At 72.7% G+C, this 26,408-nt stretch carries 24 protein-coding genes; 18 read left to right on the forward strand and 6 right to left on the reverse strand.

Annotation, left to right across the window (positions count from 1 at the left end):
* The first annotated feature begins 100 nt into the window (after nucleotides 1-100).
* On the forward strand, nucleotides 101-2,977 hold the full coding sequence (locus tag AB0G47_RS22365) for an AAA family ATPase (RefSeq protein WP_360772594.1): 2,877 nt from the start codon (nucleotides 101-103) through the stop codon (nucleotides 2,975-2,977).
* Between the two features lie 35 nt (nucleotides 2,978-3,012).
* Here AB0G47_RS22365 and AB0G47_RS22370 read toward each other — a convergent pair whose 3' ends face one another.
* Together AB0G47_RS22370 and AB0G47_RS22375 are read right to left on the reverse strand one after the other, a co-directional pair.
* Nucleotides 3,013-4,068: a class I SAM-dependent methyltransferase gene (locus AB0G47_RS22370; RefSeq protein ID WP_360772597.1), complete on the reverse strand. Its 1,056-nt coding sequence runs from the start codon at nucleotides 4,066-4,068 to the stop codon at nucleotides 3,013-3,015.
* Nucleotides 4,031-4,696 (reverse strand): TetR/AcrR family transcriptional regulator, encoded by a 666-nt coding sequence (locus AB0G47_RS22375; RefSeq protein ID WP_360772600.1) that lies wholly within the window; start codon nucleotides 4,694-4,696, stop codon nucleotides 4,031-4,033. Before AB0G47_RS22375 ends, AB0G47_RS22370 begins: the two co-directional genes overlap by 38 nt.
* Before the next feature lie 171 nt (nucleotides 4,697-4,867).
* Here AB0G47_RS22375 and AB0G47_RS22380 point away from each other — a divergent pair, with 171 nt between their 5' ends.
* From AB0G47_RS22380 to AB0G47_RS22435, 12 genes are all read left to right on the forward strand, one after another.
* On the forward strand, nucleotides 4,868-6,337 hold the full coding sequence (locus AB0G47_RS22380) for an MFS transporter (protein WP_360772603.1): 1,470 nt from the start codon (nucleotides 4,868-4,870) through the stop codon (nucleotides 6,335-6,337).
* A gap of 243 nt (nucleotides 6,338-6,580) precedes the next feature.
* Nucleotides 6,581-7,195, forward strand: a complete 615-nt coding sequence (locus AB0G47_RS22385) for a SchA/CurD-like domain-containing protein (RefSeq protein ID WP_360772605.1) — start codon at nucleotides 6,581-6,583, stop codon at nucleotides 7,193-7,195.
* The gene (locus AB0G47_RS22390; RefSeq protein WP_360772607.1) at nucleotides 7,192-7,593 is read left to right on the forward strand and encodes a cupin domain-containing protein; all 402 of its coding nucleotides are present in this window, start codon (nucleotides 7,192-7,194) and stop codon (nucleotides 7,591-7,593) included. Before AB0G47_RS22385 ends, AB0G47_RS22390 begins: the two co-directional genes overlap by 4 nt.
* Nucleotides 7,590-8,855 carry a beta-ketoacyl-[acyl-carrier-protein] synthase family protein gene (locus tag AB0G47_RS22395; protein WP_360772610.1) on the forward strand — a complete coding sequence of 422 codons (1,266 nt, stop codon included), beginning with the start codon at nucleotides 7,590-7,592 and terminating at the stop codon, nucleotides 8,853-8,855. The genes AB0G47_RS22390 and AB0G47_RS22395 overlap by 4 nt, the downstream gene beginning before the upstream one ends.
* A complete protein-coding gene (locus AB0G47_RS22400; RefSeq protein ID WP_360772613.1) occupies nucleotides 8,852-10,105 on the forward strand; it encodes a ketosynthase chain-length factor in 1,254 nt (417 codons plus the stop codon). Before AB0G47_RS22395 ends, AB0G47_RS22400 begins: the two co-directional genes overlap by 4 nt.
* 36 nt (nucleotides 10,106-10,141) lie before the next feature.
* On the forward strand, nucleotides 10,142-10,381 hold the full coding sequence (locus tag AB0G47_RS22405) for an acyl carrier protein (RefSeq protein ID WP_360772616.1): 240 nt from the start codon (nucleotides 10,142-10,144) through the stop codon (nucleotides 10,379-10,381).
* The gene (locus AB0G47_RS22410; protein ID WP_360772618.1) at nucleotides 10,378-10,869 is read left to right on the forward strand and encodes an SRPBCC family protein; all 492 of its coding nucleotides are present in this window, start codon (nucleotides 10,378-10,380) and stop codon (nucleotides 10,867-10,869) included. Before AB0G47_RS22405 ends, AB0G47_RS22410 begins: the two co-directional genes overlap by 4 nt.
* Nucleotides 10,866-11,207: a TcmI family type II polyketide cyclase gene (locus tag AB0G47_RS22415; protein WP_360772621.1), complete on the forward strand. Its 342-nt coding sequence runs from the start codon at nucleotides 10,866-10,868 to the stop codon at nucleotides 11,205-11,207. Before AB0G47_RS22410 ends, AB0G47_RS22415 begins: the two co-directional genes overlap by 4 nt.
* A gap of 42 nt (nucleotides 11,208-11,249) precedes the next feature.
* Entirely contained in the window at nucleotides 11,250-12,527 is a 1,278-nt protein-coding gene (locus AB0G47_RS22420) for an NAD(P)/FAD-dependent oxidoreductase (RefSeq protein WP_360772623.1), read from the forward strand.
* Nucleotides 12,527-13,867 carry a cation:proton antiporter gene (locus AB0G47_RS22425; RefSeq protein WP_360772626.1) on the forward strand — a complete coding sequence of 447 codons (1,341 nt, stop codon included), beginning with the start codon at nucleotides 12,527-12,529 and terminating at the stop codon, nucleotides 13,865-13,867. The genes AB0G47_RS22420 and AB0G47_RS22425 overlap by 1 nt, the downstream gene beginning before the upstream one ends.
* Complete coding sequence (locus tag AB0G47_RS22430; protein WP_360772629.1) at nucleotides 13,779-14,549, forward strand: SDR family NAD(P)-dependent oxidoreductase; 771 nt, start codon at nucleotides 13,779-13,781, stop codon at nucleotides 14,547-14,549. Before AB0G47_RS22425 ends, AB0G47_RS22430 begins: the two co-directional genes overlap by 89 nt.
* 74 nt (nucleotides 14,550-14,623) lie before the next feature.
* Nucleotides 14,624-15,658, forward strand: coding sequence for a methyltransferase (locus tag AB0G47_RS22435; protein WP_360772632.1), 1,035 nt, complete (start codon nucleotides 14,624-14,626; stop codon nucleotides 15,656-15,658).
* Between the two features lie 142 nt (nucleotides 15,659-15,800).
* Here AB0G47_RS22435 and AB0G47_RS22440 read toward each other — a convergent pair whose 3' ends face one another.
* Both AB0G47_RS22440 and AB0G47_RS22445 read right to left on the reverse strand, forming a co-directional pair.
* Nucleotides 15,801-16,529 (reverse strand): VOC family protein, encoded by a 729-nt coding sequence (locus tag AB0G47_RS22440; protein ID WP_360772635.1) that lies wholly within the window; start codon nucleotides 16,527-16,529, stop codon nucleotides 15,801-15,803.
* A 70-nt stretch (nucleotides 16,530-16,599) separates the two neighbouring features.
* Complete coding sequence (locus tag AB0G47_RS22445; RefSeq protein ID WP_360772637.1) at nucleotides 16,600-18,183, reverse strand: MFS transporter; 1,584 nt, start codon at nucleotides 18,181-18,183, stop codon at nucleotides 16,600-16,602.
* Between the two features lie 80 nt (nucleotides 18,184-18,263).
* Between AB0G47_RS22445 and AB0G47_RS22450 the strand changes: the two genes are divergently transcribed.
* From AB0G47_RS22450 to AB0G47_RS22460, 3 genes are all read left to right on the forward strand, one after another.
* A complete protein-coding gene (locus AB0G47_RS22450; RefSeq protein WP_360772640.1) occupies nucleotides 18,264-18,836 on the forward strand; it encodes a TetR/AcrR family transcriptional regulator in 573 nt (190 codons plus the stop codon).
* 341 nt (nucleotides 18,837-19,177) lie between these two features.
* Nucleotides 19,178-19,927 (forward strand): methyltransferase domain-containing protein, encoded by a 750-nt coding sequence (locus tag AB0G47_RS22455; protein WP_360772643.1) that lies wholly within the window; start codon nucleotides 19,178-19,180, stop codon nucleotides 19,925-19,927.
* Nucleotides 19,927-21,561, forward strand: coding sequence for an FAD-dependent monooxygenase (locus AB0G47_RS22460; RefSeq protein ID WP_360772646.1), 1,635 nt, complete (start codon nucleotides 19,927-19,929; stop codon nucleotides 21,559-21,561). Before AB0G47_RS22455 ends, AB0G47_RS22460 begins: the two co-directional genes overlap by 1 nt.
* Before the next feature lie 24 nt (nucleotides 21,562-21,585).
* On the opposite strand, the gene AB0G47_RS22465 is transcribed toward AB0G47_RS22460, so the two are convergent.
* The gene (locus AB0G47_RS22465) at nucleotides 21,586-22,320 is read right to left on the reverse strand and encodes a class I SAM-dependent methyltransferase (RefSeq protein WP_360772649.1); all 735 of its coding nucleotides are present in this window, start codon (nucleotides 22,318-22,320) and stop codon (nucleotides 21,586-21,588) included.
* Between the two features lie 287 nt (nucleotides 22,321-22,607).
* On the opposite strand from AB0G47_RS22465, the gene AB0G47_RS22470 reads away from it, so the two are divergent.
* A complete protein-coding gene (locus tag AB0G47_RS22470; protein WP_360772652.1) occupies nucleotides 22,608-24,236 on the forward strand; it encodes an FAD-dependent monooxygenase in 1,629 nt (542 codons plus the stop codon).
* A gap of 31 nt (nucleotides 24,237-24,267) precedes the next feature.
* Nucleotides 24,268-25,455: a cytochrome P450 gene (locus AB0G47_RS22475; protein WP_360772655.1), complete on the forward strand. Its 1,188-nt coding sequence runs from the start codon at nucleotides 24,268-24,270 to the stop codon at nucleotides 25,453-25,455.
* A gap of 17 nt (nucleotides 25,456-25,472) precedes the next feature.
* On the opposite strand, the gene AB0G47_RS22480 is transcribed toward AB0G47_RS22475, so the two are convergent.
* Nucleotides 25,473-26,363, reverse strand: coding sequence for an NAD(P)-dependent oxidoreductase (locus tag AB0G47_RS22480; protein WP_360772658.1), 891 nt, complete (start codon nucleotides 26,361-26,363; stop codon nucleotides 25,473-25,475).
* Nucleotides 26,364-26,408 lie beyond the last annotated feature (45 nt).

The raw sequence follows: 26,408 nt of genomic DNA on the forward strand, positions 1-26,408 counted from the left end.
GACAGGCGATGGTCAGCCTGGGTCTGTCGTCAGGGCTCGTGGAGTCGCGCACGGCTCCCGGGCCGCGAAGGCCGCAGTGCGCGAAACGGGGGGCGGGAGCATGACTGTCTGCACGGAGTTACGGGAGTTACGACGCCAGGGACCAGCGCTCGGCCAGGGCCCGCAATCGGGGGTCCTGTGGTGCGGGCACGAGCGGCAGTGGGAGCGCTTGTGCGAACTGCTCGACCGGGCCGCGGGATCGGGCGGCGGCGGCATCCTCCTGGTGGAGGGGCCGCCGGGCGCGGGCCGCAGCAGGCTGCTCGCCGATGTGGCGCAGGCCGCTTCCGCACGCGGCCTCTCGGTGGCCCGCGGCGCCGCCGACGAGGTGCGCAGCGCGGTGCCGCTGGCCCCGCTCGCCGCGGCGCTCGGCGCCGACCTCGACGCATCGGCCGACGGCACCGCGTCCGTGTCCCGGCTGATCGGCCACCTCCGCTCGCACATGGAGGAACGGCTGCGCCGCGCGCCGACCGCGGTCGTCATCGACGACCTCCAGTGGGCGGACCCGGCGACCCTGGCGGCGCTTGTCATGCTGGTCACGCGGTTCGCGCAACGGCCGCTCGTGTGGGTCCTCGCGCGCCGCATCGGGGCCGGATCGCGGACGGAGGACCGGCTGTTCCGCCAGCTGCGGCTCGCCGCCGGGGCCGACCTCGTCAGGCTCGGACCGCTGCCCGACCCGGCGGTGCGGCAGATCGCCACCGAGGTGCTCGGCGCCGTGCCCGCACCGGAGCTGATCGCCCTCGCCGACGGCGCGGACGGCAATCCGGCCGCGCTCATCGCGCTGATCGAAGGGCTCGCCGAGGACGGCGCGGTGCACATCAGCGACGGCACCGCCCGGTTCGCACCCCACGCCGAACAGGGCCGCCCGCCACGGCGGTTCGGCCGGCTCGTCCGCGAACGCCTCGACATGGTCGGGCCGTCCACCCGGCTGCTGCTCGACGTGGCCGCCGTGCTCGGACCGTCCTGCGCACCGGACGACCTGTCCCACATGCTGGCCGACCCGGTGGCGAGCGTCCTGCCGGCGCTCCAGGAGGCACTCGACTCCCGCATCCTGGTCTGCGAGGGCGACAACGTGGCCTTCCGGCACGAGCTGGTGAGGCTCGCCCTCCTGTCGACGATCCCCTCACCGCTGCGCTGCGCCCTGCACCGGCAGGCCGCGGACATGATCCTCGGCAGGGACGGCGGCCTCCTTTCGGCGGCCACCCACCTCGTGCACGGGGCGCGGTCCGGCGACGGCCGAGCGGTCGACGTGCTCGGCCGGGCGGCCGCCGAGATCGTCGCATCCGAGCCGGGCCCGGCCGCCGAACTCGCCCTGCGCGCCCTGGAGATCGCGGGACCCGCCGAGCCCGCGCCCGACGCCGTCACCGACACCGCCGTCGAGGCGCTCACCCGCGCGGGGCCGCTGCCGCGTGCCGTCGCCCTCGCGACCGAGGCGCTCGCCCGGCCGATGTCCCCGGACCGGAGCACATTTCTGCGGCACTGGTTGTCCACCGGACTGCTGCTCTCGGGCCGCTCCTGCGAGGCGGTGGCCGCGGCCGAACAGGTCATCGACGGGAGCACCGGTCCTGCCTGGCCGCACGACGAGGCCCTGGCCAACCGGGTGTTCGGGCAACTGGCACGGGACGGGTCCGCCGCCGCCCGCGCTGCGGAGCCGGCCACCAGGACGGACCTGGCCGCCGAAGCGGGCGGCGACTCCGAGCTGCCGCCAGGACGCCTTGCGGCCCTTGCCGAGCTGCGCTGGTCGGCGGGGCGCACCGGCGAGGCCCTGAACCTGGCGCGGGAGGCGGTGAAGCGGGCCGACAGCGGAGCCCCTGCGCCCTGGCATCTGCCGCCCCGGCTGACCCTGGCCACCCTGCTCTGCAGGCTCCGGGAGGCCGACGAGGCGGGCACCGTCACCGACGCGCTGGCCGAAGAGGCACCGGCGTCCGGGAGTTGGGCGCTCAGCGGCGCCTCGATGATCCTCGCCTCCCGTGCCGCGCTGGCCCGAGGCCTGCCCCAGGAGGCGACGGAGCTGGCCACCGCGGGGCTCACGGCCGCCGAGCAGGCGGGAGTGCCGCTGCACGTGCCGCTCGGTCTCACCGTCCTTGCCGAGGCGGCGCTGTGGCGGGGCGAGATCCTCGCGGCCGATGAGCAGGCCGGGCGGCTGCGGGACGCGGCACGGGAGTACGAGGGGGAGGCGGCCCGCATGGGCCGGGTGCGGGCCGACTGGATCACGGCGCAGGTCGCCGCCGCGCGGGCCGACCACGACGGCGTACGTGCCGCGCTCGGCGACGTCCGCCGCGACCCGGAGGCGCTCTCGCGGCTGCTCGTCGACGAGCCGACGGCCGCGGTCTGGCTGATCCGCGCTGCACGCCCCGCGGGGATCCCCGAACTGGCCGACGAGAGCGCCGGGTTGATCGCCGCGCTCGCCGCGGACAACCCCGGAGTCTCCGCGCTGCTCGTCACCGCCGCGCACGCCCGCGGGGTGCACGAGGCCGACGCCGGGGCGCTGCGCTGGGCGGTCGACGAGCACCCCGACGCCTGGTCCCGCGCGTCCGCCGCCGAGGACCTCGGCACGCTGCGGGGCGACGCGGACCGGGAGGAGGCCGTCGCCGCCCTGGACCGCGCCATGGCCGGATACGCCCGCGTTGACGCGGGACGGGACGCGGCCCGCGTACGCCGCAAACTGCGCGAGCGCGGGGTGCGGCGCCGGCACTGGACGCACGCGGAGCGGCCCGACTTCGGCTGGGCGAGCCTGACCGTCACCGAACGCTCGGTGGCCGCCCTTGTGGCGCAGGGCCTGACGAACCGGCAGGTCGCCACCCAGATGTTCCTCTCACCGCACACCGTGGGCTTCCATCTGCGGCAGATCTTCCGGAAGTTGGGCATCCGCTCGCGGGTCGATCTCGCCCGGATGGACGCCGACGGGACCGACGGCACCGGAGGCCAGGGGGCCAAGTAGCCGGGGCGTGGCCACCGGTGCCGTACGGGAACAGGTCAGACCACCCGCTCGGCGAGGAGGACGGATGTGGGCATGTGCGGCGCCTCGTGCCGGGAGACGATGCTGAGACCGGCCGCCGCGAGCATGTCCTGCATCTGGTCGCCGTCGTACACCTGGCCCTCGGCGGTGATGATCAGCATGAGCACCGAGAAGATGCGGGCGACGCCCTCCGGGTCGGTGTCGGGGCCGCCGGGCACGAAGTCCTGGACGACCACCCGGCCACCGGGCTTGAGGGCCTCGGCCGCCCGGGTCAGGAGCTCGACACACCTGCGCTCGCCGAAGTTGTGCAGGACGTTGTTGAGCAGGACCAGGTCGTACGGACCGCCGTAGGGCGCGGTCAGGACGTCTCCGCTGAGCTCGGTGACCCGGTCGGCCACACGCAGCCGCTGTGCGGCGGCCCGGTGCGTCCCAAGGACGTCGGGCCAGTCGAGCAGCGTCACGCGGGCCGCCGGGAACTCCGCGGCGAGCAGGCAGCCGTACAGTCCGCTGCCCGCGGCCAGGTCGAGGATGTCGAGCTCAGGGCGCGATACCGCCCAGGGGCCGAGCAGCCCGGCGGTGAAGCGGGCACCCTGCACGGCGAACTGGCCGCTGGCCTGGGCGAATTCCCGCCAGAAGGGATGCTCGTCCTTGCTCTCGGACGCCAGTACGCTGCCGCCCGCGCGGACCGCGTCGGCGAGCCGGCGGTCGCCCTCCCAGAGGTAGTCGTGGGTCTGGATCCGGGCCGCGTCGCCGAAGTAGGTGTCCTTGCCGAAGACGAGATAGCGCTCCGAGACCGGGGTGAGGCGGTACTCGTTCCCGGTCCGGTCGAGCATGTCGATGCCGGTGAGGGCGTCGAGCAGGATGCGCGTCGCGCGCTCGTCGGCCTCGATGGACAGGGCGACGGTGCGGGCGGTGCACGGACCGGTCACCAGCGCGTCGAAGACGTGCAGTTGGATACCGGCCCGGAGCACCGCCGACTTGTGCACCCCGTTGAGGATCTTCAGGATCGGGGTGGGTGCGGGGGGCGCCGTGGCGTCAGGTCGGGCGGCCGTGCCGGGCTCGTTTCGGGGCATGCCGAGTCTCCTCTGCGGCGGTGCTCGGTTGCAGGACGGGCAGAACCACTTCGTCGACGACGCTCTCGATGGTCCGGTCGTCGGGGGGCGTTCCGTTCATCAGGAAGTGCATGATGATGTGGGCGGGGCCGGTCCGCGCCGCGAGATCGGTGACGGCCGCGGGAGAGATCTCGCCGTTCTCGGCGGCCCGCCGCATCACGGCGAGGATCGCCTCCAGGCGCGGCTCCACGAGCCGGGCGCGGAACGCCGCGACCAGTTCGGGGTGGCGCAGCAGATCGCCCATCAGGACCATGGCGGGCGGGCCGATCCGGCCGGCCAGCGAGTCGTTCATCCGGTGCAGTGCGGCGAGCAGGTTCCCGCGCAGGCTGCCGGTCTCGGGCAACTCATCGGTGACCGGGAGCAGATGGGCGAACGCGTCGAGGAGCAGCTCCTGCGGGGTGCTCCAGCGGCGGTACAGGGCGGCCTTGCCGGTGCGTGCCCGTGCGGCGACGCCCTTGAGCGAAAGCCGGCCGTAGCCCACGGCCGCGCACTCTTCGATCGTCGCCGCGTAGATCTCCTCCTCCAGGGCCGCGCCCCGGCGTCGGGTACGGACCGGGTGCTCCTGCTCCGTCTCCTGATCGGCCGTCACCCGGCCCCCTTCCTCCTGGGCTGCGCGGCCGGTCCCGGTGTCTGTCGCGGGGGACCTTCGCGCTCTTGTGCTCTCCATGCGGAATGGTTCTACCCTACTAAATAGAGAACCATTTGGTCTACTATTTTGGCGGGTGCCGTCCGGTGCCCCCTCCGAGAGGGGTGTATGACCATGAACACGACCGCCCGGAAAGGGCCGTCCTTCGTCCCCGCCATCTCCGTGATCGCCGGCGCCCAGCTGATGGTGGTCCTCGACATCAGCATCGTGAACATCGCGCTGCCGAGCATCCGCGACGATCTCGGCTTCGCCCAGGGCGACCTGCAATGGGTGCTCAACGCCTACACGCTGACCTTCGGCGGGCTGCTGCTGCTCGGCGGGCGCGCCAGCGACATCCTCGGCCGCCGCTCCATGTTCATCGCCGGCATCTGCGCCTTCACCCTTGTGTCACTGCTCGGCGGATTCGCCGCGGGACCCGGCTGGCTGATCGCCGCCCGCGCGGCCCAGGGCGTCGCCGGAGCCGTCATCGCACCGACCGCGCTGGCCCTGATCAGCACGACCTTCGAGCAGGGAAAGCAGCGCAACGCCGCCTTCGGCGTCTATGGAGCGGTCTCCGGATCGGGAGCGGTCATCGGGCTGCTCCTCGGCGGGGCGCTCACCGACTCGCTCGGCTGGCGCTGGGTGCTCTGGGTCAACGTACCCATCGGCATCGCCATCGCCATCGGCGCGTACTACCTGCTGCCCCGTACGGCGGGCAATCCCGGACGCTTCGACATCCCGGGCGCGTTCGCCGTCACCGGCGGTCTCACGCTGCTCGTGTACGGGCTCGTCCGCGCCCCGGAGCACGGCTGGTCGGACGTGTGGACCGTGACGTCGTTCGCCGCCGCCGCGGCCCTGCTGGTGCTCTTCGTCGTCCTGGAGGCGCGCGGCAGCCAGCCGCTGATGCCGCTGCGGATCTTCGCCGACCGGGACCGCGCGGGCGCCTACGCGGTGGCCGTCCTCGTCGGCGCCTCCCTCATCAGCACCCTGTTCTTCCTGGCGCAGTTCGTGCAGGAGGTGATGGGCTACTCGCCGCTGCGCAACGGCGTCGCCTTCCTGCCCAACGCCCTGTGCGTACTCGCCTTCTCCGGCCTTGCGGCCCGCCTCGTCACCCGGATCGGGGCCATGCCGCTGATGGCGACGGGCGCCGCGTCCATGGGCTGCGGCCTGTGGTGGCTCTCGGGCATCGACCTGGACACCGAGTACGCGTCGGGGCTGCTGCCCGGACTGCTCCTGTTCGGCTCCGGGCTCGGCCTGCTGTTCGTGCCCATGGCCATGACCGCCGTCGCCGCGGTCGCCGAACGGGACTCGGGTCTGGCCGCAGGACTCCTCAACACCTCCCAGCAGGTGGGCGGTTCGGTCGGCCTCGCCTCCCTGAGCACGGTGGCGGCCGACGCCACCAAGGACGAACTGCCGCCCGGCCGCCCGGAACCCGGACAGGTCGCCCGCGCCGTCACCGAGGGCTGGTCCACCGCCCTTTCGGTGAGCGTCGGGTTCGTCGCCGTCGCCCTGATCATCACGCTCCTCTTGATCCGCGCCAAGCCGCAGACGTTCCAGGCAGCCGGTGGCGCGCGGCCCCGAGAGGAGGCCGAAGCGGGCGGCTGACCTGGCGCCGAAGTGCTGCTGAACCGGCGCTGACCTGGCACCTTGTGTAAGCCCTGGGAGGTTCCTGAGAGCAGGCGTGCAGTCTCGTTCCGTCGGCATATTCCCGACGGACCGAAGACCGCTCGACCAGCTTCACGGGGGGAGCCACGCATGGCACGCATCGCGCTGGGCATTCCAGTAGCTCTTGGTCAAGAACCGCGGCTCGCAGGGCTGTTGGCACGACAGTCCTCCGGGCCGGCTCCCGTGGCGACGTTCACCGCCGCGGGCACCGTGCTGCACATCGTCGAGAACAACACCGGCGCGGCGCAGGGCCCGACGCCGGACGAGGAACCGAAGGCGGACCCGGAGGCCGAGAGCCTGCTGCGCGAGTGCTGCCGAGTGCCCGCGGCCCGCTCGACCCGCGGGTTCCTGCGCGCCGCCGTGCTCGTGCGCCGGGCCCACTTCGCCCGGCCGCACCCCGGGCCGCGCCCGCCGCACCGCCGCGCCCTGCTCTATCCCGTACGCCCCGGAAGGGCGGGGGAGTTACGGCGTCTGCTCGCCGCGGGCATCGCGCCCGGAACCTCGAAGCAGCTTTCGTCCGCCCTGGTCAGCAGCACCGTCTACGCCCGGGGCGACACCGTCGTGCGGTTCTGGGAAGCGACCGCCGACGCCGACGAGGAAGTCGGCAACCTCATCCGTGTCGTCCCGTACTCGGGCCTCGGCGCCAAGCTGAACGACCTCCTGGACTTCGACCAGGACCTGACCACCGAAAGCGGCTTCCGCACCTTCTTCACGCGCTGTGCGATGACGCTCGCGCATCCGCTCCACCCGCACCCGTCCTTGCCGAGTGGCACCGCCAGGCCCGAGGAGGAAGCGTGACCACCATCCCCGTACCCGTCGTCTCCCTCGACGACGCACCGCCCAACCGCCGGCGCGGCGGCGATCTGCGCACCGTGCTCAGCCCGAAGTCCGTCGGCTCGACCTCCGGCTTTCTCGGAGTGGCACTCATCGACCCCGGCGACCGCGTCGCCGAGCACTACCACCCCTACTCCGAGGAGTTCCTCTACGTCGTCCAGGGCTCGGTCACCGTCGACCTCGACGACGTACCCCATCAAGTCGGCACCGACCAGGGCCTGATGGTGCCCATCGGCATGCGCCACCGGGTGCGCAACACCGGCGACGTACCGGCCCGGATCGTCTTCCACCTCGGCCCGCTCGCGCCCCGCCCCGAACTGGGGCACGTGGACACCGAGACGCTGACCGAGGAGGCCAGGTGAGTCCCCGCCAGGCCGTCATCACCGGCATAGGAGTGGTGGCGCCCGGCGGGATCGGGACCAAGGCCTTCTGGAAACTGCTCACCGACGGACGCACCGCGACCCGGCGGATCTCGCTGTTCGACCCGACCGGATTCCGCTCCCAGATCGCCGCCGAGTGCGACTTCCATCCGGCCGCCGAGGGCCTGAGCCCGCAGGAGATCCGCCGGATGGACCGGGCAGCCCAGTTCGCGGTCACCGCGGCCCGCGAGGCGGTTGCCGACAGCGGCATCGCGGACGAACTCCCCGCGCACCGCACCGGCGTGAGCCTGGGCAGCGCGGTCGGCTGCACCACGGGTCTCGAGCAGGAGTACGTCGTCCTGAGCGACGGCGGCAAGCACCACCTGGTCGACCACCGCTACGGCGTTCCCGAGCTCTACGACTACATGGTCCCCAGCAGCCTCGCCGTCGAGACGGCCTGGGCCTGCGGCGCCGAAGGACCCGTCAACCTCATCTCCACCGGCTGCACTTCGGGGCTCGACGCCGTCGGGTACGGCCGCCAGCTCATCGCCGAGGGCTCGGCCGACGTGATGATCGCGGGCGCCACCGACGCGCCGATCTCGCCCATCACCTCGGCCTGTTTCGACGCGATCAAGGCCACTTCGCCCAGCAACGACGACGCCGAGCACGCCTCGCGCCCCTTCGACCTGGACCGCAACGGCTTCGTGCTCGGCGAGGGCTCCGCCGTCCTCGTCCTGGAGGAGCGGGAGCGCGCGCAGGCCAGGGGAGCGCACATCTACGCCGAGGTCGCCGCCAGTGTGCACCGCAGCAACGCCTTCCACATGACCGGACTCAAGCCGGACGGCAGGGAGATGGCGGAGGCCGTGCGGGTGGCGCTCGACCGGGCGCGCCTCGACCCCACCGCGGTCGACTACATCAACGCGCACGGCTCCGGCACCCGGCAGAACGACCGGCACGAGACGGCCGCGTTCAAGCGCAGCCTGGGCACGCACGCCTACGACGTACCCGTCAGCTCCATCAAGTCGATGGTGGGCCACTCGCTCGGCGCGATCGGCGCGATCGAGGTCGCGGCGTGCGCCCTGGCCCTCGAGCACCAAGTGGTGCCGCCCACCGCCAATCTGCACACCCCCGACCCCGAGTGCGACCTCGACTACGTCCCGCTGACCGCCCGCGACCACACCATGGACACCGTGCTCTCGGTGGGCAGCGGCTTCGGCGGCTTCCAGACCGCGATGCTCCTCACCCGTGACCGGGGGAGCCGATGAGCGTGCGCACGGCCACCCGTACCGCCACCGCGGTCGTCACCGGCATCGGTGTCGCAGCGCCCAACGGCCTGGGAGTGGCGCCCTACTGGTCGGCCGTCCTGCGCGGCGAGAGCGGCATCGGACCGCTGACCCGCTTCGACGCCTCCGGCTATCCCGTACGGCTCGCGGGCGAGATCTCCGCGTACCGCACCGAGGAGCACATCCACGACCGGCTCGCCGTACAGACCGACCGCTGGACCCACCTGGCGCTCACCGCCACCGAAGAGGCCCTCTCCGACGCCGGCGCCGACCCCGCCACGCTGCCCGAGTACGACATGGCGGTGGTCACCTCGTCGTCGTCGGGCGGCACCGAGTTCGGCCAGCACGAGATCGAGAGCCTCTGGTCGCGCGGCCCGCGGTACGTCGGCGCGTACCAGTCGATCGCGTGGTTCTACGCCGCGACCACCGGCCAGATCTCCATCCGGCACGGGATGCGCGGCCCCTGCGGCGTTGTCGCCGCCGAACAGGCCGGTGCCCTGGACGCGTTGGGGCACTCCCGCCGGGTGGTCAGGGAAGGCGCGCGGCTCGTCGTCAGCGGCGGCACCGACGCCTCCCTGTGTCCCTACGGCCTGGTCGCCCAGCTCTCCACCGGCCGGCTGAGTACCAGCGACGACCCGCAGCTCGCGTATCTGCCGTTCGACGCCCGGGCCCGCGGCCATCTGCCGGGCGAGGGCGGCGCGATGCTGATCGTCGAGGACGCGGAGTCCGCCGCCGAGCGGGGCGCCGCCCACCGGTACGGGGAGATCGTCGGCCACGCGTCGACCTTCGACCCGGCGCCGGGCAGCGGACGCGAACCGGGCCTGCGCAGGGCGGTGATGAACGCCCTGATCGACGCCCGCATGGCGCCCGAGGAGATCGATGTCGTCTTCGCCGACGCGGCCGCCGTGCCCGAACTGGACCGGATCGAGGCCGAGGCGCTCGCCTGGGTCTTCGGGCCGCGCGGCGTACCGGTCACCGCGCCCAAGACGATGACCGGCCGGCTGTACGGCGGTGCGTCCCTTGACGTCGCCACCGCGCTCCTGGCCATCAGGGACGACGTCGTCCCGCCGTCCGGCGCGGCGATCGTCCCCCACCCCGATTACGACCTCGACCTCGTGGTGGGCGAGCCGCGGCCAGGACCCGTACGGACCGCGCTCGTCGTCGCGCGCGGCCACGGCGGCATGAACTCCGCGCTCGTCCTGCGCGAGCCGGCACCGGGCGGCGGGGACTGACGCGTACCGCACCAGCACGTCAAGTGAGGAGAGGGAATGACTGAATTCACCATCGACATGCTCCGCGAGATCACCCGCGGCGGCCCCGACGAGGACGCCGACACCGACTACACCGCACTCGACTACGACTCGCTCGCCGTCCTGGAGATCCAGTCGCAGATCGAGAACGCCCTGGGAGTGACGCTGCCCGACGGAGCGATCGTCACCACGATGACGCCCCGCCAGACCGTCGCCCTCGTCAACGACCATCTGCGGAAGCGGGAAGTGAACTCATGACCGCGCACACCGACAACAGCATCGTCATCGACGCGCCGATCGAGCTGATCTGGGAGGTCGTCAACGACGTCGAGGGCTGGCCCGGCCTCTTCAGCGAGTACGCGTCGGTCGAAGTCCTCGAACGCCGGGGCGAGACCGTCCGGTTCCGGCTCACCATGCTCCCCGACGAGCAGGGCAAGCAGTGGAGCTGGGTGTCCGAACGCACCACGGACCCCGCCACGCACACGGTGCGGGCCCGCCGGGTCGAGACGGGACCCTTCGAATTCATGGACATCTTCTGGGAGTTCACCCCCGCCGACGGCGGCGTGCGGATGCGCTGGGTGCAGGACTTCCACATGAAGCCCGAGGCGCCGGCCGACGACGCGGCCATGACCAAGCACATCAACCACAACTCCGCGATCCAGATGGAGCTGATCCGCGACCGGATCGAGGCCATCGCCCGCTCGCGCACCACATCCGACAACGCCGGAAAGGGCGAGAACCGATGAACACCACCTTGATCGTCGCCCGGATGAAGCCGGGCAGCGAGGCCGACATCAGCAGGCTGTTCGCCGCGTCCGACGCCACCGAACTGCCCGACATCGTGGGGGTGCGCGAGCGCAGGCTGCTCACCTTCCACGACCTGTACTTCCACCTCGTACAGACCGAGGACCCGCTCTCGTCGACGCTCACGCCGCAGCACGACAACCCGCTGTTCACCCAGATCAGCGAGGCGCTCGACGAGTTCATCACGCCCTATCAGGGGGCCTGGGGCAGCGTCGAGAAGGCATCCGCCCGGCAGTTCTACCACTGGCAGCGAGGCGTCGGCGTGGTCAGCAGGCCATAGAGGAACGGCCTCTGACGGGCCGTCACGACAAGGGAGATCAGCGTGACCAATACTCCGAGCGCATACGACGTCGTCGTCATCGGCGGCGGACCGGCGGGCTCGACCACCGCCGCCCTCCTGGCGAGGGAGGGCCACCGGGTGCTCCTCCTGGAGAAGGAGAAGTTCCCTCGCTACCACATAGGCGAGTCCCTCATTCCCGGCTGTCTCGGGGTGGTGGAGGAACTCGGCCTGTGGGACCGGCTCGAACAGCTCGGCTTCACCAAGAAGTACGGCGGCACCCTGCTGTGGGGCGCCACCGACGGCACCTGGGATTTCCGGTTCAGCGACGGAAGCGGCTACGACTACTCGTTCCAGGCGCGCCGAGCCGACTTCGACGCCCTGCTCCTGACCCGCGCCAGGGAACTCGGCGCCGACGTCGTCGAAGAGGCCACCGTCAAGGACATCCTCTTCGACGGGGACCGCGCCACCGGCCTCCTCTACACGGTCAAGGGCCGCGACGAACCGGTGCGGATCACCTCCCGGATGATCGTCGACGCCTCCGGGCAGGGCCGGGTGATGGGCCGCAGGCTCGACCTCGTCGAGTGGCACGAGGACCTGCGCAACGTCGCCGTGTGGAGCTACTTCCAGGGCTGCGGCCGGATCTCGGAGGAGAAGGCCGGCGACATCGTCGTCGAGAACATGTGGCAGGACGAGAACCCGCCCGGATGGTTCTGGTTCATCCCGCTCAGCGACGGCACCGTGAGCATCGGCTACGTCACCCGCACCGCGCTGCTCAAGGAGTCCGGACTCAGCACGGACCAGCTGTTCGAGAAGGAGCTCGCGGCATCGGTGGAGGTCCGCAAGCTGACCGCGGACGCCACCCGGGTCAGCGCCTACCGCACGCTGCGCGACTGGTCGTACGAGTGCAACAAGTTCCACGGGCCGGGCTGGGCCATCGTGGGCGACGCCGCCGCCTTCGTCGACCCGCTGTTCTCCACCGGCGTCACCCTCGCCATGCGGGGCGCGCTCTCCCTGTCCACCGCGGTCGACACGGCGCTGCGCGAGCCGGCGAAGGAGGCCGAGCTGCTCAAGGAGTACGAGGACAACTACCGCACGTTCCTTGGCCATGTCCTGGACTTCGTCCGCTTCTTCTACAACGTCAAGATGCGCAAGGAGCAGTACTGGGAGGGCGCCCAGGAGATCGTCGACCCCGAGCGGAAGATGCCCCCGAAGATCGACTTCGCCGCTCTGCTCTCCGGCATCACCGGCCAGGCGCCGAGCGAGGAGATCCTGCGCGAGGCGAAGCTGCGGAGCGAGCAGATACAGGCCAACCAGCCGTGATGAGCGCGATGCCCACGGAGCGGCTGCTGCTGGCCGCCGCCGCGCTCCTGTTCGCCGTACGGGCCGTGCATGTGCTGGCCCGGCGGATCGGTCAGCCCGCCGTGGTGGCGGAGCTCTCCGTGGGCATCGTGCTCGGCCTCGTGCTGACCGGCGGCATGGAGCGGGAACTGCTCACAGCTCCGGTCCGCGAAGGGCTCGCCGCCCTGGGGGGACTCGGGCTGCTGCTCTTCCTCTTCGAGACGGGCTGCGCCACGGGGCACGGCCCATCCCCGCGGCACGGGCGGCGGATCCTGCTGATCGGCGGCGCGAGCTTCCTGGTGCCGTTCGCCGCGGGGGCCGCGGTCGCCGCGCTGCTCGCCGATGCGTACGGCCCGGGTTCCGGACGCTCCGTCGCCTTCGTGCTGTTCCTCGCCACCGCGCTCGCGGTGACCGCGCTGCCCGTCCTTGCCCGCATCATGTCGGACCTGGGCCTCGCGGACACCCGCCTGGGGGTGACGAGCATCGGCAGCGCGGCCGTCTGCGACGCGCTCGCCTGGACGGTGCTCGCCGTGGCGCTCGCCGTGGACGGCAGCGGCGAACTGGGGGAGGGGATCGCGGGCCTGGCCGGCTGCGCGCTGTACACCGCGCTGCTGCTGACCCTGGGCCGCCGCCTCCTGGTGCGGCTCGCCACGGCGCGCGGACCGGTCGCGGCGCATCCGGCGGCCGCGCTGCTCGCCGCCGGGATCCTGCTCTCCGCGTGGGTCACCTCGCTGCTCGGGGTGCACGCCGTGTTCGGGGCGTTCCTCCTTGGCTTTGCCCTGCGCCCCGTGGGGGACGTCGATCCGCTCGGCCCCGCCCGCGCCGTGCTGCGCCCCGTGGCGGCGCTGCTCGCGCCGCTGTACTTCGTGGTCAGCGGCATGGCGGTGGACCTGGGCGCGGTCGCGTCCGAGCTGTGGCTGCTCGGTCTACTCGGCGGGGTCGCCCTCGCAGGGAAGCTCGTCGCCGCGCTGGGGGCCGGTGCCCTCAGCGGCATGAAACCGCGCGAATCGCTGTTGCTCGGCGCGGTGTTGAACACCCGGGGCGTCACCGAGCTGGTGATCCTGTCGATCGGCTTCAGCAACGGCCTGCTCGGCGCGGAGCTCTTCGGCACGCTGACCGTGTTCGCGCTGCTCGCCACGGCACTGACCGGACCCGTGCTGTCCCGGTGGGGCCCCGGCAGAACCCCGGGCACTGAACTCGCCCCACCCGTATCCCTGTTGAGAGGAGACGACGATGGAGCTGGGACTGCAAGGCCGGGTGGCGCTGATCACCGGCGGATCGACGAACATCGGCGCGGCGACGGCCGTGGCATTCGGCCGTGAGGGAGCCAGGGTCGCGCTGACCTACCGCAGCCGTGGCGAGGCCGCCGAGAAGGTGGCGCGCGCGGTGAAGGAGGCCGGCGGGCGGGCGATGGTCCTGCCGTACGACCTCGCCGACGACGCGTCCGCGCGGCGCACCGTCGACGCCGTGCTCGACCGCTGGGGCACCCTCGACGTCCTGGTGAACAACGCGGCGTCCTGGGAAGGCCCGCCACCGGGACCCCACTCGCCGCCCTTCGGCGATGGCACGGACTGGGAGCCGGTGCTCGACGCCAACCTCACCGGCCACCTGCGGCTGCTGCACCACGCGCTGCCCCGGCTGCGCCGCAGCTCCGCGGGCCGCGTCGTCAACGTGTCGAGCATCGTCGCGGCGCGCGGCGCGCACGGCACCACGGTGCTCGCCGCCGCCAAGGCCGGGCTGCACGGCGCAACCCGCTCCCTCGCCTGGGAGTTGGGGCCCGACGGCGTCCTGGTCAACGTGGTGATGCCCGGCCTCGTCCTGGACGGCAAGGACGAGGCGGAGCGGGCCGGACTCCCGCCGCAGCTCCTCCAGGAGGTGCTGCGGGAACTGCCGACCGGCCGGCTGCCGCTGGCCCGGCACGTGGCGGACACCGTCGTCTTCCTGTGCTCGTCGGCGAACGGCGCCATCACCGGCGAGGTGGTGCGCGTCACCGGCGGCGCGTGACGGGCGTACGCCATCAAGAGACCGACTGCCCAGTACCGAATCCTGCTTGACCCTCTGAGAGAGACGGAAGAGCCATGTCCGCAAATGAGTACGCACCTGAACTGGCCACCGCGGCGCGCGTGAAGGAACTGGCGATGGGACTCTGGGTCTCCGCCATGATGATGACGGCCGTCCGGCTGCGCGTGCCGGACGAGATCGGCGACAAGCCGGTCTCCGCCGAGGAGTTGGCGTCCCGCCTGGAAGTCGACCCCGCGGCGCTCGCACGACTGCTGCGCGCGCTCGGCACGCACGGGGTGTTCAAGGAAACCGACGACGACGTCTTCGCCCACACGGACCTGTCGCGGGTCCTGCGCGAGGACGACGTGAACAGCGTGCGCTACCAGGTCCTGTGGACGGTCGCCCCGTGGACCTGGCAGACCTGGCCGCACCTGGAGACCGCCGTGCGCACCGGGGAGCGCGTCTTCCCCGACCTGTACGGCAAGGAGTTCTTCCCCTATCTCGCCGAGGACGCCCCGGAGTCGGCGGAGATCTTCAACCGGGCCATGACGCAGTCGAGCGGCTTCACCTCCGCGATGGTCGCCGACGTCCTCGACGTACGGGGAGTGCGCGAGGTCGTGGACGTCGGCGGTGGCCGGGGGCATCTCCTGCGCACGCTGCTCGAGCGGAACGCCTGGCTGGCCGGGGTGCTCTACGACCTGCCGGGCGTCGTGGCCACGGCCGACCCGGCGCTGCGCACCGGCGGTGAACTCGCCGACCGGGCAAGGGTGGTGGGCGGCGACTGCGTGGAGCGGGTGCCGCCGGGGGACCTGCACATCCTCAAGAACCTGCTGGAGTGGGACGACGACCGCACGGTGGCCACCCTGCGCAACGTGGCCGACGTGGTGCACCCCGGCGGCCGGATCGTCCTGGTGCAGAACTTGGTCGACGACAGCCCCGAGCCCAAGGTGACCACCGGCATGGACCTGATGCTGCTGCTCAACGTGGGCGGCAAGAAGCACACTCGGCGGCATCTGACCGAACTGCTCACCCGGGCGGGCCTGGAGGTCGTGGATGTCCGCCCCACCGCGAGCAGCCTCTTCATCATTGAGGTGGCACGCATCGGAGCGTGACGCTCCGCGGGTAGAGCCGTGAGGTGCGTCGTCGCTCGGCTGCGGGTGTGTTGTGGCTGGGCGCGCAGTTCCCCGCGCCCCTTCGGGCGCGGCCCCGGCCCGGACGCTTAGCGTCCGGGCCGGGGCCTTCCTGTGCGCGGGCTCAGTCGGTGAGCAGCAGTGTGAAGACCTCGCCGCCCGGTGCGCTCACCACGACCGCGGGGCCGTCGGGGCAGTCGTAGCGCAGCAGCACGGATGCGCCGAGCATGACGGCGGCGGGCACGGCGGACTCCTGTGCGCGGAAGCAGGGGTACCAGCCGGACGGGGCGGCGGGACCGACCTGCCGTATCGCGGCCCGGCGGCCGCCGCCGTCCGTACCGGACTCCGTGGCAAAGTCGGCGCCGAACAGCCCCCGGTAGAAGGCGCCGTCGGTCGCGGACGCACCGGTGAGGAGCTCGCTGCGGGTGTACGCGCCGATGCCGTCGTCGGGGCCGCTGCCCGTGTGCTCCTTCGCCTGCCACAGGCCGACGCGGTGCCCCGACGGATCGCCCGCGAGGAGCATCCTGCCCTGTGCGAGGATGTCGATCGGGCCGAGGAGCACGGCACCGCCGAGCTCCGGTACGGCGGCGGCCGCGGCGTCGGCGTCGTCGACGCTGAGATAGCTGGACCAGCCGCCGAGGGCCGGGCCCGGGTTCTCGCCGAGGTCCCCGATGCTGCACACCTCCCGGCCCCGCAGCCGGCACATCGTGTACGGACTAGTGCCGTCGCTCGTGGTGCTGAACTCCCAGCCGAACAGGGCGCTGTAGAACTGCAGGGCGGCTCCCCTGTCCGGCGTCAGGAGGTCCACCCAGGTCGGCTCTCCCGGTGCGGGACGTACGGCGTCGTGGCTCATCCGAGGCTCCCTTTCTGGTCGTTTGCTCGTGATGATGGGCCCCCGCGCTCAGGGCACGGCCCGCGACGGCTCAGGCCACCGGCGGGCCATGGCCTGCCTCTGCCTTCGCCTCGGCAGGACTCGACTGCTTCGAAGTGGTACGGCCCGGAGCGACCAAGGCGGCCAACACGGCGCCCGCACCGGCCAGCACGATCAGCGCGATGGCCGCAGCGGCGAAGCCGTCGGTGAACGCCTCGCGGGCCGCCGCGACGAGCGGACCCGCGGCGGCGTCCGGCATCTGCTGGGCGACGCCGAGCGCCGCGCCGAGCGAGTCCTGGGCCGCTTCCCTTGCCTCCGGGGGCAGTTGGGCCACCACCCGGTCGGGCAGCTGATCGCTGTACACGCTCGTCAGTACGCTGCCGAAGACGGCGATGCCGAGTGCGGCGCCGACCTCGATGGACGCGTCGAAGGTCGCCCCGGCCACCGAACCGCGCTCGGTGGGCGCGTTGGCCATCACGGACTCCGTCATGGAGGGGATGGCGAGACCGCCGCCGAGACCGACGAGGATTCCGGCCACCATCACGACCTGGGCGTCGGTGGACACATCGACCGACGCGAGCACGGCGGCCCCGGCGACGGCGAGCGAAAGCCCGGCCGTGATCGGCCACTTGGGGCCGAACCTGCGGTGCAGCTGCTCCCCGGCCGGCGCGCCCACGATGATCGCGAGCCCGGCGGGAAGCAGCCGCAGGCCGGTGCCGAGCGCGTCCTCGCCGAGCAGTTGCTGGAGGAAGAGCGTGATCAGATAGATGACGCCCACCAGGACCGTGAAGGTGATGAGCGAGAACCCGGCGCCCGCGGCGAAGTGCCGGTTCAGGAACCAGCGCAGGTCGAGCATCGGATCGCTGACCCGCAGCTCGACGGCGATGAAACAGACCAGGGACACCAGGGCCACCGCCCACGCCCCGAGCACCTGGACCGACGTCCAGCCCTCGACGGGGCCCTCGATGACCCCGTACACGAGTCCTCCGAGGAGCAGACAGGACAGCACGGCGCCCAGCGGGTCGAGCTTGCCCGCGTCCTCGTTGCGCGACGCGGGAAGCAGCGGCACGGCGACGGCGAGCAGCACCACGACCAGCGGGATGTTGAGGTAGAACGCCGCTTCCCAGCCGTACGGCTCCACCAGCGAGCCGCTGAGCAACGGCCCTGCCGCGAGCCCGAGTCCGGCCGATGCCGACCACAGGGCGAGTGCGCGCGGGCGCTCCTCGTCGGAGAATGTCACCCGGATCAGACCGAGCGTCGCGGGCATGATCAGCGCGGCGGAGACACCGAGTCCGGTGCGGGCGGCGATCAGCTGCTCCGGGGAGTCGCCGACCGCGCCGAGCACACTGAACGCCCCGAACCCGACGAGGCCGAGCAGCAGCGCGCCGCGGCGGCCGTACTTCTCGCCCGCCGCGCCGAGGGCGAAGAGCAGCGCGGCCATGGTGAGCGGATAGGCGTCGAGGATCCACTGCAGTTCGGACGTGGTCGCGCCCAGCTCCCTCGCGAGGTCGCCGAGTGCCACCGTGAGCGTGATGTTGGCGGTGACGACCAGCAGCAGGCTGATCGAAAGAACCGCTAGTCCGGCCCAGCGGCGCGGATGGTCCTTCGTCGTGGAAAGGGCGGCGGGTTCGGGCATGGGGGCCTCACTCCTCCCTGAGTAGTACGGTACCGTACCGTACTGTAGGGCTTCGGGCGGCAGCCCGTAAGCTGACGGGCATGTCCGTCGCACCGCTCAGGGGAGGCCGTCCCCGTCAGGACCAACTGCTCGGCGCCACACTCGATGTGCTGCGCGAGAAGGGCTACGACCGCCTCACGGTCGACGCCGTCGTCGCCCGCGCCCGCGCCAGCAAGGCCACCGTCTACCGCCGCTGGCCGTCCAAGTCGGCCCTCGTGGTCGCCGCCTTCGCGAGCGCCGTCGAGGGCGTCGCCACCCAGCGGGACACCGGCTCGCTCCGCGGTGACCTGCTCGCCGCACTCGACGGACTGCTCGGCGAGATGGACCGGCTCGGCGACGTGATCGCGGGCCTGGTCGGGGAGTTGCGCCGCAATCCCGAGCTGGCCGATGCGATGCGCGCCGGCTACATCGACGCCCAGCGGCAGATGGTCGTCGACATCTTCAACCGGGCCAGGGACCGCGGCGACCTCGCGGCGGGCGCGGACGTCGAGATGCTGTGGCAACTGGCGCCGTCGGTCATTTCCTTCCGGGTGCTCCTTGCGGGCGAGCCGGTGGATCGCGCGTACGTCACGCGTCTCGTCGACGAGGTTGTGCTGCCGCTGGCGCAGCGGTGAGCGGTCTTGCAGAATTCCGCTGCGGTCCGGCAGCGCCCCGGCAAGGGGCGCGGGGAACTGCGCGACCAGCCACGGCGCACCCGCAGGTACTCGACGGCGCGGCGTGGCACATCCACCGGAGCCCTTAGCGCTGCCGCTCACCCAACCGCATCCCCCGTCCAGCCCGCGCGAGCGGCCAGCACCCCACGCATCCGCGTGGGAAGCCCGCGCCGCGCGGCGCCCGAGGTACCGGGCGGCGCCGCCCGCTGGTTAGCGTCCTCGGTGCCACGGAGCGGCTCCCGTCGCTCCGTGGCACCCCATCTGCCCGCGGACATCGAGGCACGAAGCGGAGCGAGAACGCCATGACAGCAGCTGCCACCTCGCGGGACGACGTTCCCGCCGGTCCCCCCTCGGCGGAGATCCCGGTCCTTTTCGGTGATCTCGCCGCACTCTTCGAACAGTTCACCATCAGCGTGGAGTCGGGCCAGAACCCCATCCACGACTGGCTCGACGCCCGGCTGCCCGGCGGCGGCCGGCTGCTCGACGTCGGCTGCGGCGCCGGACGGCACTGCCTGATGTTCTCCGAGCGCTACGACCAGGTGCTCGGCATCGACCCCGCCGCGCCCATGATCGACATAGCCCGCAAGTCCCGTCCCGCACCCAACATCAGCTACCAGGAGCGGGACGCCTACGACGTCACCGCCGAGAAGGACGGCCAGTTCGACGCCGTCTTCTCCTTCAGCGCCGTCTTCCACATGGGCCGCTACGAGCGGATCCTTGGCCACCTGCGCTCGCTGGTCGCCCCGGGCGGCCGCCTGGTCGTCTTCGACCCCGAGCGCACGCCCGTCTACGGGCAGCCGGACTGGCAGACCACGTACGCCTTCGAGATCGCGCAGACCGCCTACCGGGTCACCGGGGACGCGGGCGCCGCGGCCGACGGCCTGAGTCTCTTCCTGCACCCCAGCTGGCGCAAGCTCAGCGAGTTGAGCGTCCCGCCGAGCCGCGAGGAGTTCCACCGGGCCTACGAGGCGTCGCTGCCCGGAGTGGAGTTCGCCGACGACCTCTACCCAGGCTTCTACGCCGCCTGCTGGCAGGCACCGGCTGCCGGTTGATGGAGACGGACGTACTGATCGTCGGCGCGGGACCGGCGGGCCTCGCCCTGGCGAACGTGCTGGCCGAGTGCGGGGTGCGCTGCCGCATCGTGGACGCGGCCGGCGGTCCGGTCCGGGAGTCGCGCGCGGGTCTCATCCACACCAGAACCCTGGAGCTCCTCGACCGGATCGGCGTCGCCGCGCCGATGATCGAGTCCGGTCGCAAGATCACGCACGTGGAGATGTTCGAACGCGGCCGGCGGGCGGGAGGTTTCCCGCTCGCCGGCCGCGGCATCGAGGGGCGCACCCCCTTCCCGTACGCCCTCGCCCTTGAGCAGTACCGGACCGAGCAACTGCTCGTGGACGCGCTGACGGAGCGGGGCGCCGCGGTCGACTGGGACACCGAGTTCGTCCGCTTCACCGACCCGGCCCGCCCGCGGACCGCGGTGCTGCGGCGGTGCTCCGGCGCCGAGTTCGAGGTGTCCGCGCGCTGGACCGCCGCGGCGGACGGCGCGGGCAGCGCGGTGCGCCGCAGCCTCGGGCTCGGGTTCACCGGGCGGACCTTCGGGCAGACCGGTCTCCTCGCCGACGTCGAGACCGACTTCGCCGGCGCGGGCAGACCCGCCGACGGCCGCCTGCGGCTCAACCTCGCCAGGGGCGGATTCGTCGGGATGCTCGGCATGAGCGGCGACCGGTACCGCTTCTTCGGCGCCGTGCCGCGCGGGTTCACCCCGGCGCCGGACGGACCGCACGCCCCGCACAGCGCCTATGCGGCGATCGGCGACGAGACCCTGCAGCGGTGGTTCGACGAGTACTTCTCGGTGGACGCCACCCTGCGGACGGTGGAGTGGACCGCGCTGTTCCGGCTGCACAGCAGAATCGCCGAACGCTTCGGCTCTGGCCCCGTCCATCTGCTGGGCGACGCCGCCCACATCCACAGCCCGGCCGGCGGCCAGGGCCTCAACCTCGCCATCGGTGACGCCTTCAACCTGGGCTGGAAGCTCGCCCAGGTCGCGGGCGGGCACGCAGGGGAGCGGCTCCTCGACTCCTACGACGCCGAACGCAGACCGGTGGCCCGCCAAGTCCTCCGCGGCACCGACCGCGGCTTCGCCCTTGAGACGGTGGACCACGGCATCGCCGTCTGGTTCCGGACCCATGTCGCGCCGCTGCTCATCCGCCCGCTGAGCCGCCTTCGCCCGGTGCGCCACGGCATCTTCCGCCTGTTCGCCCAGACGTGGATCGGCTACCGCCGCAGCCCCGCGGTCGCGGCGGCCCGCCGCCGGGTGGGCCGCGGGCCACGCCCCGGGGACCGCATTCCGTACGGGGCCTTCCGCCCGGCCTCCGGCGGCGGTGGTGCGCAGGGCGTCCGCTACAGCCTGCTCATCTCCGAGGGGCGGCGCCCGGACCCCGCGTTCGACGGGCGGCTTCGCGCGGTCCGGGACCTCCTCGGCCGCTATCCGGTCCCGGTCGACGTCCACGTGGTGCGGGCGGGGGAGCGGCCGCCGCCCGGCTGGGGAGCCGCCGGGCGACGGCCCCGGGTCAGCCTCGTACGACCCGACGGGCACCTCTGCTACACCGGGGCCCCCGATGAACTCGGGGCCCTGCGCGACTGCCTGGAGGGTCCTTGCGCGTGGCTGCCCCGGGCCGAGGGGTGAACGTCAGGACGGACCGGTGGCGGGTCAGGCGGACGGCGCGTCCCAGACAGCCGTGCAGAGCGTCGGGTTCACGTCGTCCCTGATCACTGCTCCGGGCAGCGCGTCGGCGTACGCACGGTGGAAGGCGCTGCGGGACAGCGGGAGATTGCCCCGGCTCATCTCGAGCCAGCGCGGGTGCAGCATCAGCCGCACCGCGTCGGCGGCCGCGGCGGAGTCACCCGAGACCTGGTACACCATCCGCGCGGTGCCGAAGGCGTACGGCAGTTGCCAGCCGTCCACCGAGGTGTCCCAGTCGTCGTCGAGCACCACGTCGATGACGACGAGCCGGCCGCCCGGCGCGACCAGCGAGCGCAGCCGCGCGAGCACCTCGTCGGGCGGACCCATGTGGAAGACGGAGTTGACGGACAGGACCAGATCGAAGGTGCCGTCCCGGTCGGCCGACAGACCGAAGACGCCGCGGCGTTCGTAGCGGATGGCCGGCTTGGCGCGCTGCGAACGGGCGATGTCGAGCATCCGCTCGGCGATGTCCACGCCGAGCACCTCTTTGTAACGCGTCGACAGGAGCACACAGTTGCGGCCACCGCCGCAGCCGACGTCGAGGGCACGGCCGCCGTCCCGCAGCTGATCGTTGAGCCAGCCGCGTACGGGGCTCTCGTCGCCGTCGATGACCTGGATGAACCGCTCGTACAACTCGGCGAGATCGTCGAAGTACGGCTCCTCGGCGGGGGGTTGGGAACGGGCATCGGTCTGCTGGGCCATGGAAGTCCCCGATCTGACGGCTCGGTCTGCGGCCCGGCGGGCGCCGGTGGCCCCGAGGGTAGGGACACAAGCCCCCGCCGGAAGCCGCCCGAGATCCGGGGCCGCGCGAACCCGCGCATCCCCGTGGGATGACGCGCCCGCGGGGCGGCGGCGGACCCGCTCCGGGCCGCGCGGAGCCACGCGTTCCGGGCACCGGCGGGGGATGTGGGGCCGCCCGCACCGGCAACAGACTGTCCCGGGGCGGCAGCAGGCCCGCACCCCGGCCCGACGACGAACGGGAGAGACCGATGCCGCGCCCCCCACTCCAAACGGATGTCCTCGTCGTCGGCGGTGGCCCGGTGGGCCTCGCCCTGAGCCTCGCCCTGCGCCACCACGGCGTCGACCACCTCGTGGTGGAGCGCACGGACGGCACGGTCGGCCACCCCAAGGTGGGCACCGTCGGCCCCAGGTCGATGGAGCTCTTCCGGCGCTGGGGCGTCGCCCCCGCGCTGCGCGCTGCGGGCTGGCCGGACGACCATCCGCTCGACGTCGCCTGGGTGACCGCGGTCGGCGGCCACGAGATCCTGCGGCTCCCCTTCGGCACCGCGGCCGGCAGGCCGCTGCCCGAGCACACCCCGGAGCCGGACCAGGTCTGCCCCCAGCACTGGCTCATGCCGGCGCTCCTGGCCGCACTCGGCACCCGCCCGCGCGGCCCGGTCGGCCTCGGCCTGCGCTGCGACAGGATCGTGCGGCACGACGACCGGGTGACGGCCACGGTGACGGACGAGGCCGACGGGACGAGCACCACCGTCGAGGCCGCGTACGTGGTGGCATGCGACGGCGCGGCATCCCCGCTGCGCAAGGCCTGCGGGGTGCCCGCTCCCTCGTACCACCGCACCCGGGTGTTCCGGAACATCCTCTTCGACGCCCCCGAACTCCGCGACAGGCTGGGCGAATCGGCGGCCCTCGTGCACTTCCTGACCGCGCCCGGACTGCTGCGCTATCCGCTGCGGGCGATGGACGGACGCCGGATGTACCGCCTGACGGCGAGCGCCGAGAGCGAGGAGGAGCGGGCCGAGGACGCGCTGGGGCTGCTGCGCCGGGCGGTCGCCTTCGACACGCCGCTCACCGTCCTGTCCGACAACACCTGGCATCTGACGCACCGGGTCGCCCAGAGCTTCCGTGCCGGGCGGGTCTTCTTCGCGGGCGACGCCGCCCACACCCTCTCGCCGTCCGGCGGCTTCGGCATGAACACCGGCATCGCGGACGCCGACAACCTCGCCTGGAAGCTCGCGGCGCGGCTCGCCGGGTGGGCGGGGCCCGGACTCCTCGACAGCTACGACACCGAGCGGCGCCCGGTCGCCGAGCAGAGCCTCGACGAGGCACACGCCAACATGGCGCGCACCACCCGCAGGACCCTGCCCCCGGAGATCGCGGCCGACACCGCCGAGGGGGCGCGGGCCCGCGCCGAGCTGGCCCGGCGGATGGAACAGGGCGGCGTACGCAGGGAGTTCGACGCCCCGGACATGGCCTTCGGGCTGCGTTACGACTCCCCGCTCGTCATGAACGACCGGACTCAGGGCACGCCGGACTGGCGGCAGGGAGCTGTCCCGGGCGTGCGCGCCCCGCACGCCTGGCTCGCACCGGACCGCTCCACGCTCGACCTCTTCGGCCGCCGGTACGTGCTGCTCACCTTCGATCCGACCGAGCCCGCGGTGGAAGCGCGGCGGGCGTTCGCCCACCACGGCGTGCCCTTGACCGTCACCCCGTGCGCGGACCCGGACGTGGCCCGGCGGTACGGGCAGCCCTTGGTGCTCGTGCGCCCCGACGGTCATGTCGCCTGGTGCGGGGCGGAGTTGCCGGCGGATGCGGACGCGTTCGTGCAGCGGCTGCGCGGGGCCGAGCCCGCCACCGCCGCTGCCCCGCTCTGGCTCTGACCTCACAGGACCCTTCATGGAAAGGCGCCCCATGGAAGAGCCGGAAGTGTTTCCCGCCGACCGCGAGTGCCCCTACGAGCCCCCACCCAGTTACGGCAGGCTCCGGGAAGAGGGGCCCTTGTCGCAGGTGGTCCTGCATGACGGACGACCGGTCTGGGTGGTGACCGGACACGCCGAGGCGCGCTCCCTGCTCGCCGACCCGCGGCTCTCCGCCGACCGCCAGAACCCCGCCTTCCCGCACCCGACGCCGCGCGACGCCGCCCTCAGCTCGCAGGTGACACCTCTTGTCGGCGTCGACGAACCCAATCACGCGCGGCAGCGCCGCCTGGTCCTTCCCACGTTCAGCTCGCGGCGCATCGGCGCGATGCGGGAGGACATCCGGCGGATCGCGGACGGGCTCCTCGACACGATGCTGGAGCAGGGGCCGCCGGCCGATCTGGTCGCCGCGTTCGCGCAGCCGCTGCCGTCGATGGTGATCTGCGAACTCCTCGGAGTTCCTTACGCCGACCACGACTTCTTCGAGAGCCGCTCGCACCGGCTGCTCACGGCGTCGACGGCGGCCGGGGCGGAGCAGGCGCGCGCGGAGCTCGAAGGCTATCTGCGCGACCTGGTCACGGCACGGGAGGCCGACCCGCGTGACGCGCTCCTCGACGACCTGATCGCCCAGCAGCGCGCCCAAGGGGGCGTAGACCGCGACGAGTTGGCGGGGATCGCGCTGGTGCTGCTGATCGCGGGACACGAGACGACGACCAACATGATCTCCCTCGGCGCGCTCGCCCTGATGGAACACCCCGGAGAACTGGCGGAGTTGAGAGCGGACGGTGCGCTGCTGCCCGGCGCCGTCGACGAACTTCTCCGCTTTCTGTCCGTCGCGGACGGCCTGCTCCGCGTGGCGGTCGCGGACATCCCCGTCGCCGACCGGGTGATCAGAGCCGGTGACGGGGTGGTCATGGCCACGTCGCTGATCAACCGCGACGCCAGGGTGTTCGCGCACCCGGACGTCCTCGACGTGCGGCGCTCCGCCGCTCAGCACGTCGCCTTCGGCCACGGCGTCCACCAGTGCCTGGGCCAGAACCTGGCGCGCGCGGAACTGGAGATCGCCCTGACGGTGCTCCACACCCGCGTGCCCACGCTCGCGCCGAACCTGCCGACGGACCAGGTGCCCTTCAAGCCGGGCGGCACGATCCAGGGGCTGCTCGCCTTCTCGGTCACCTGGTAGCGCCGCCCGGTACCGCGTCAGGCGCGGGATTCGTCGTCGAAGCTGGCGAAGTACGCGGCCGCCATGTCCTCGTCCCCGTGGCCCTGCGCGGCGGCGCGGCGCAGGCGTTCGGCGCCCGCGGCGGCCACGTCGAGGCGGACGCCGTGCCGCTCGCCCGCCTCGACGATCAGGCGGGCGTCCTTCACCGCGGTCGCCACCGCGAAGGCGGCGGGTGTCAGCCGGTCGCCCAGGATGAGATCGGCCTTGGCGTGCAGATAGCCCATGTCGAGCGGGCCGCCCGCGATGACGTCGAAGAAGTCCTGCGGGTCCACGCCGAGCGCCCGGGACAGGGCGAGAGCCTCGCCCGTCGCGTTGGTCGCCGCGATGACCCAGCTGTTGGCCACCAGCTTGAGCCGCGTCGCGCTGCCCGCCGCCCCGTCGTCACCGGTCCACACGGTCCGGGCTCCGACGGCGTCGAAGACGGGGGTCGCCACGTCCCTGGCCTCGACCGGACCCGCGGCCAGGACAAGGAGCGTTCCCGCCTCCGCCGGCTGCCGGGTGCCGAGCACGGGGGCGTCGTAGAAGGGGAGTTGACGGCTCTGGGCGAAGCCGGCGAGGTCGTCGATGGCCTCGATGCCCACGGTCGTCGACTGCACCCACACCGTGCCCGGGCGCAGACCCGGGGCCGCCTCCCGCATGACCTCCAGGGCGGAGGCGCCGTCGTACAGCATGGTGAGGACGGCATCGGCGCCCCGCACCGCGTCGGCGGCGGTGTCGGCGACGTACGCGCCGTCGGCGGCCAGCGGCTCGGCCTTGGCTCGGCTGCGGTTCCAGGCCCGGACGCGATGCCCGGCGCGGGCGAGGTTGCGGGCCATCGCGGTGCCCATGATGCCGGTGCCGAGGACGCTTACGGTGATCTTGTCGGTCATGGCATCAACCTACTGATCGCGCCGCGCGAGTCAGTCGGGGGCCTC

The sequence above is a fragment of the Streptomyces sp. NPDC021622 genome, from assembly GCF_040640795.1.
Lineage (GTDB): Bacteria > Actinomycetota > Actinomycetes > Streptomycetales > Streptomycetaceae > Streptomyces.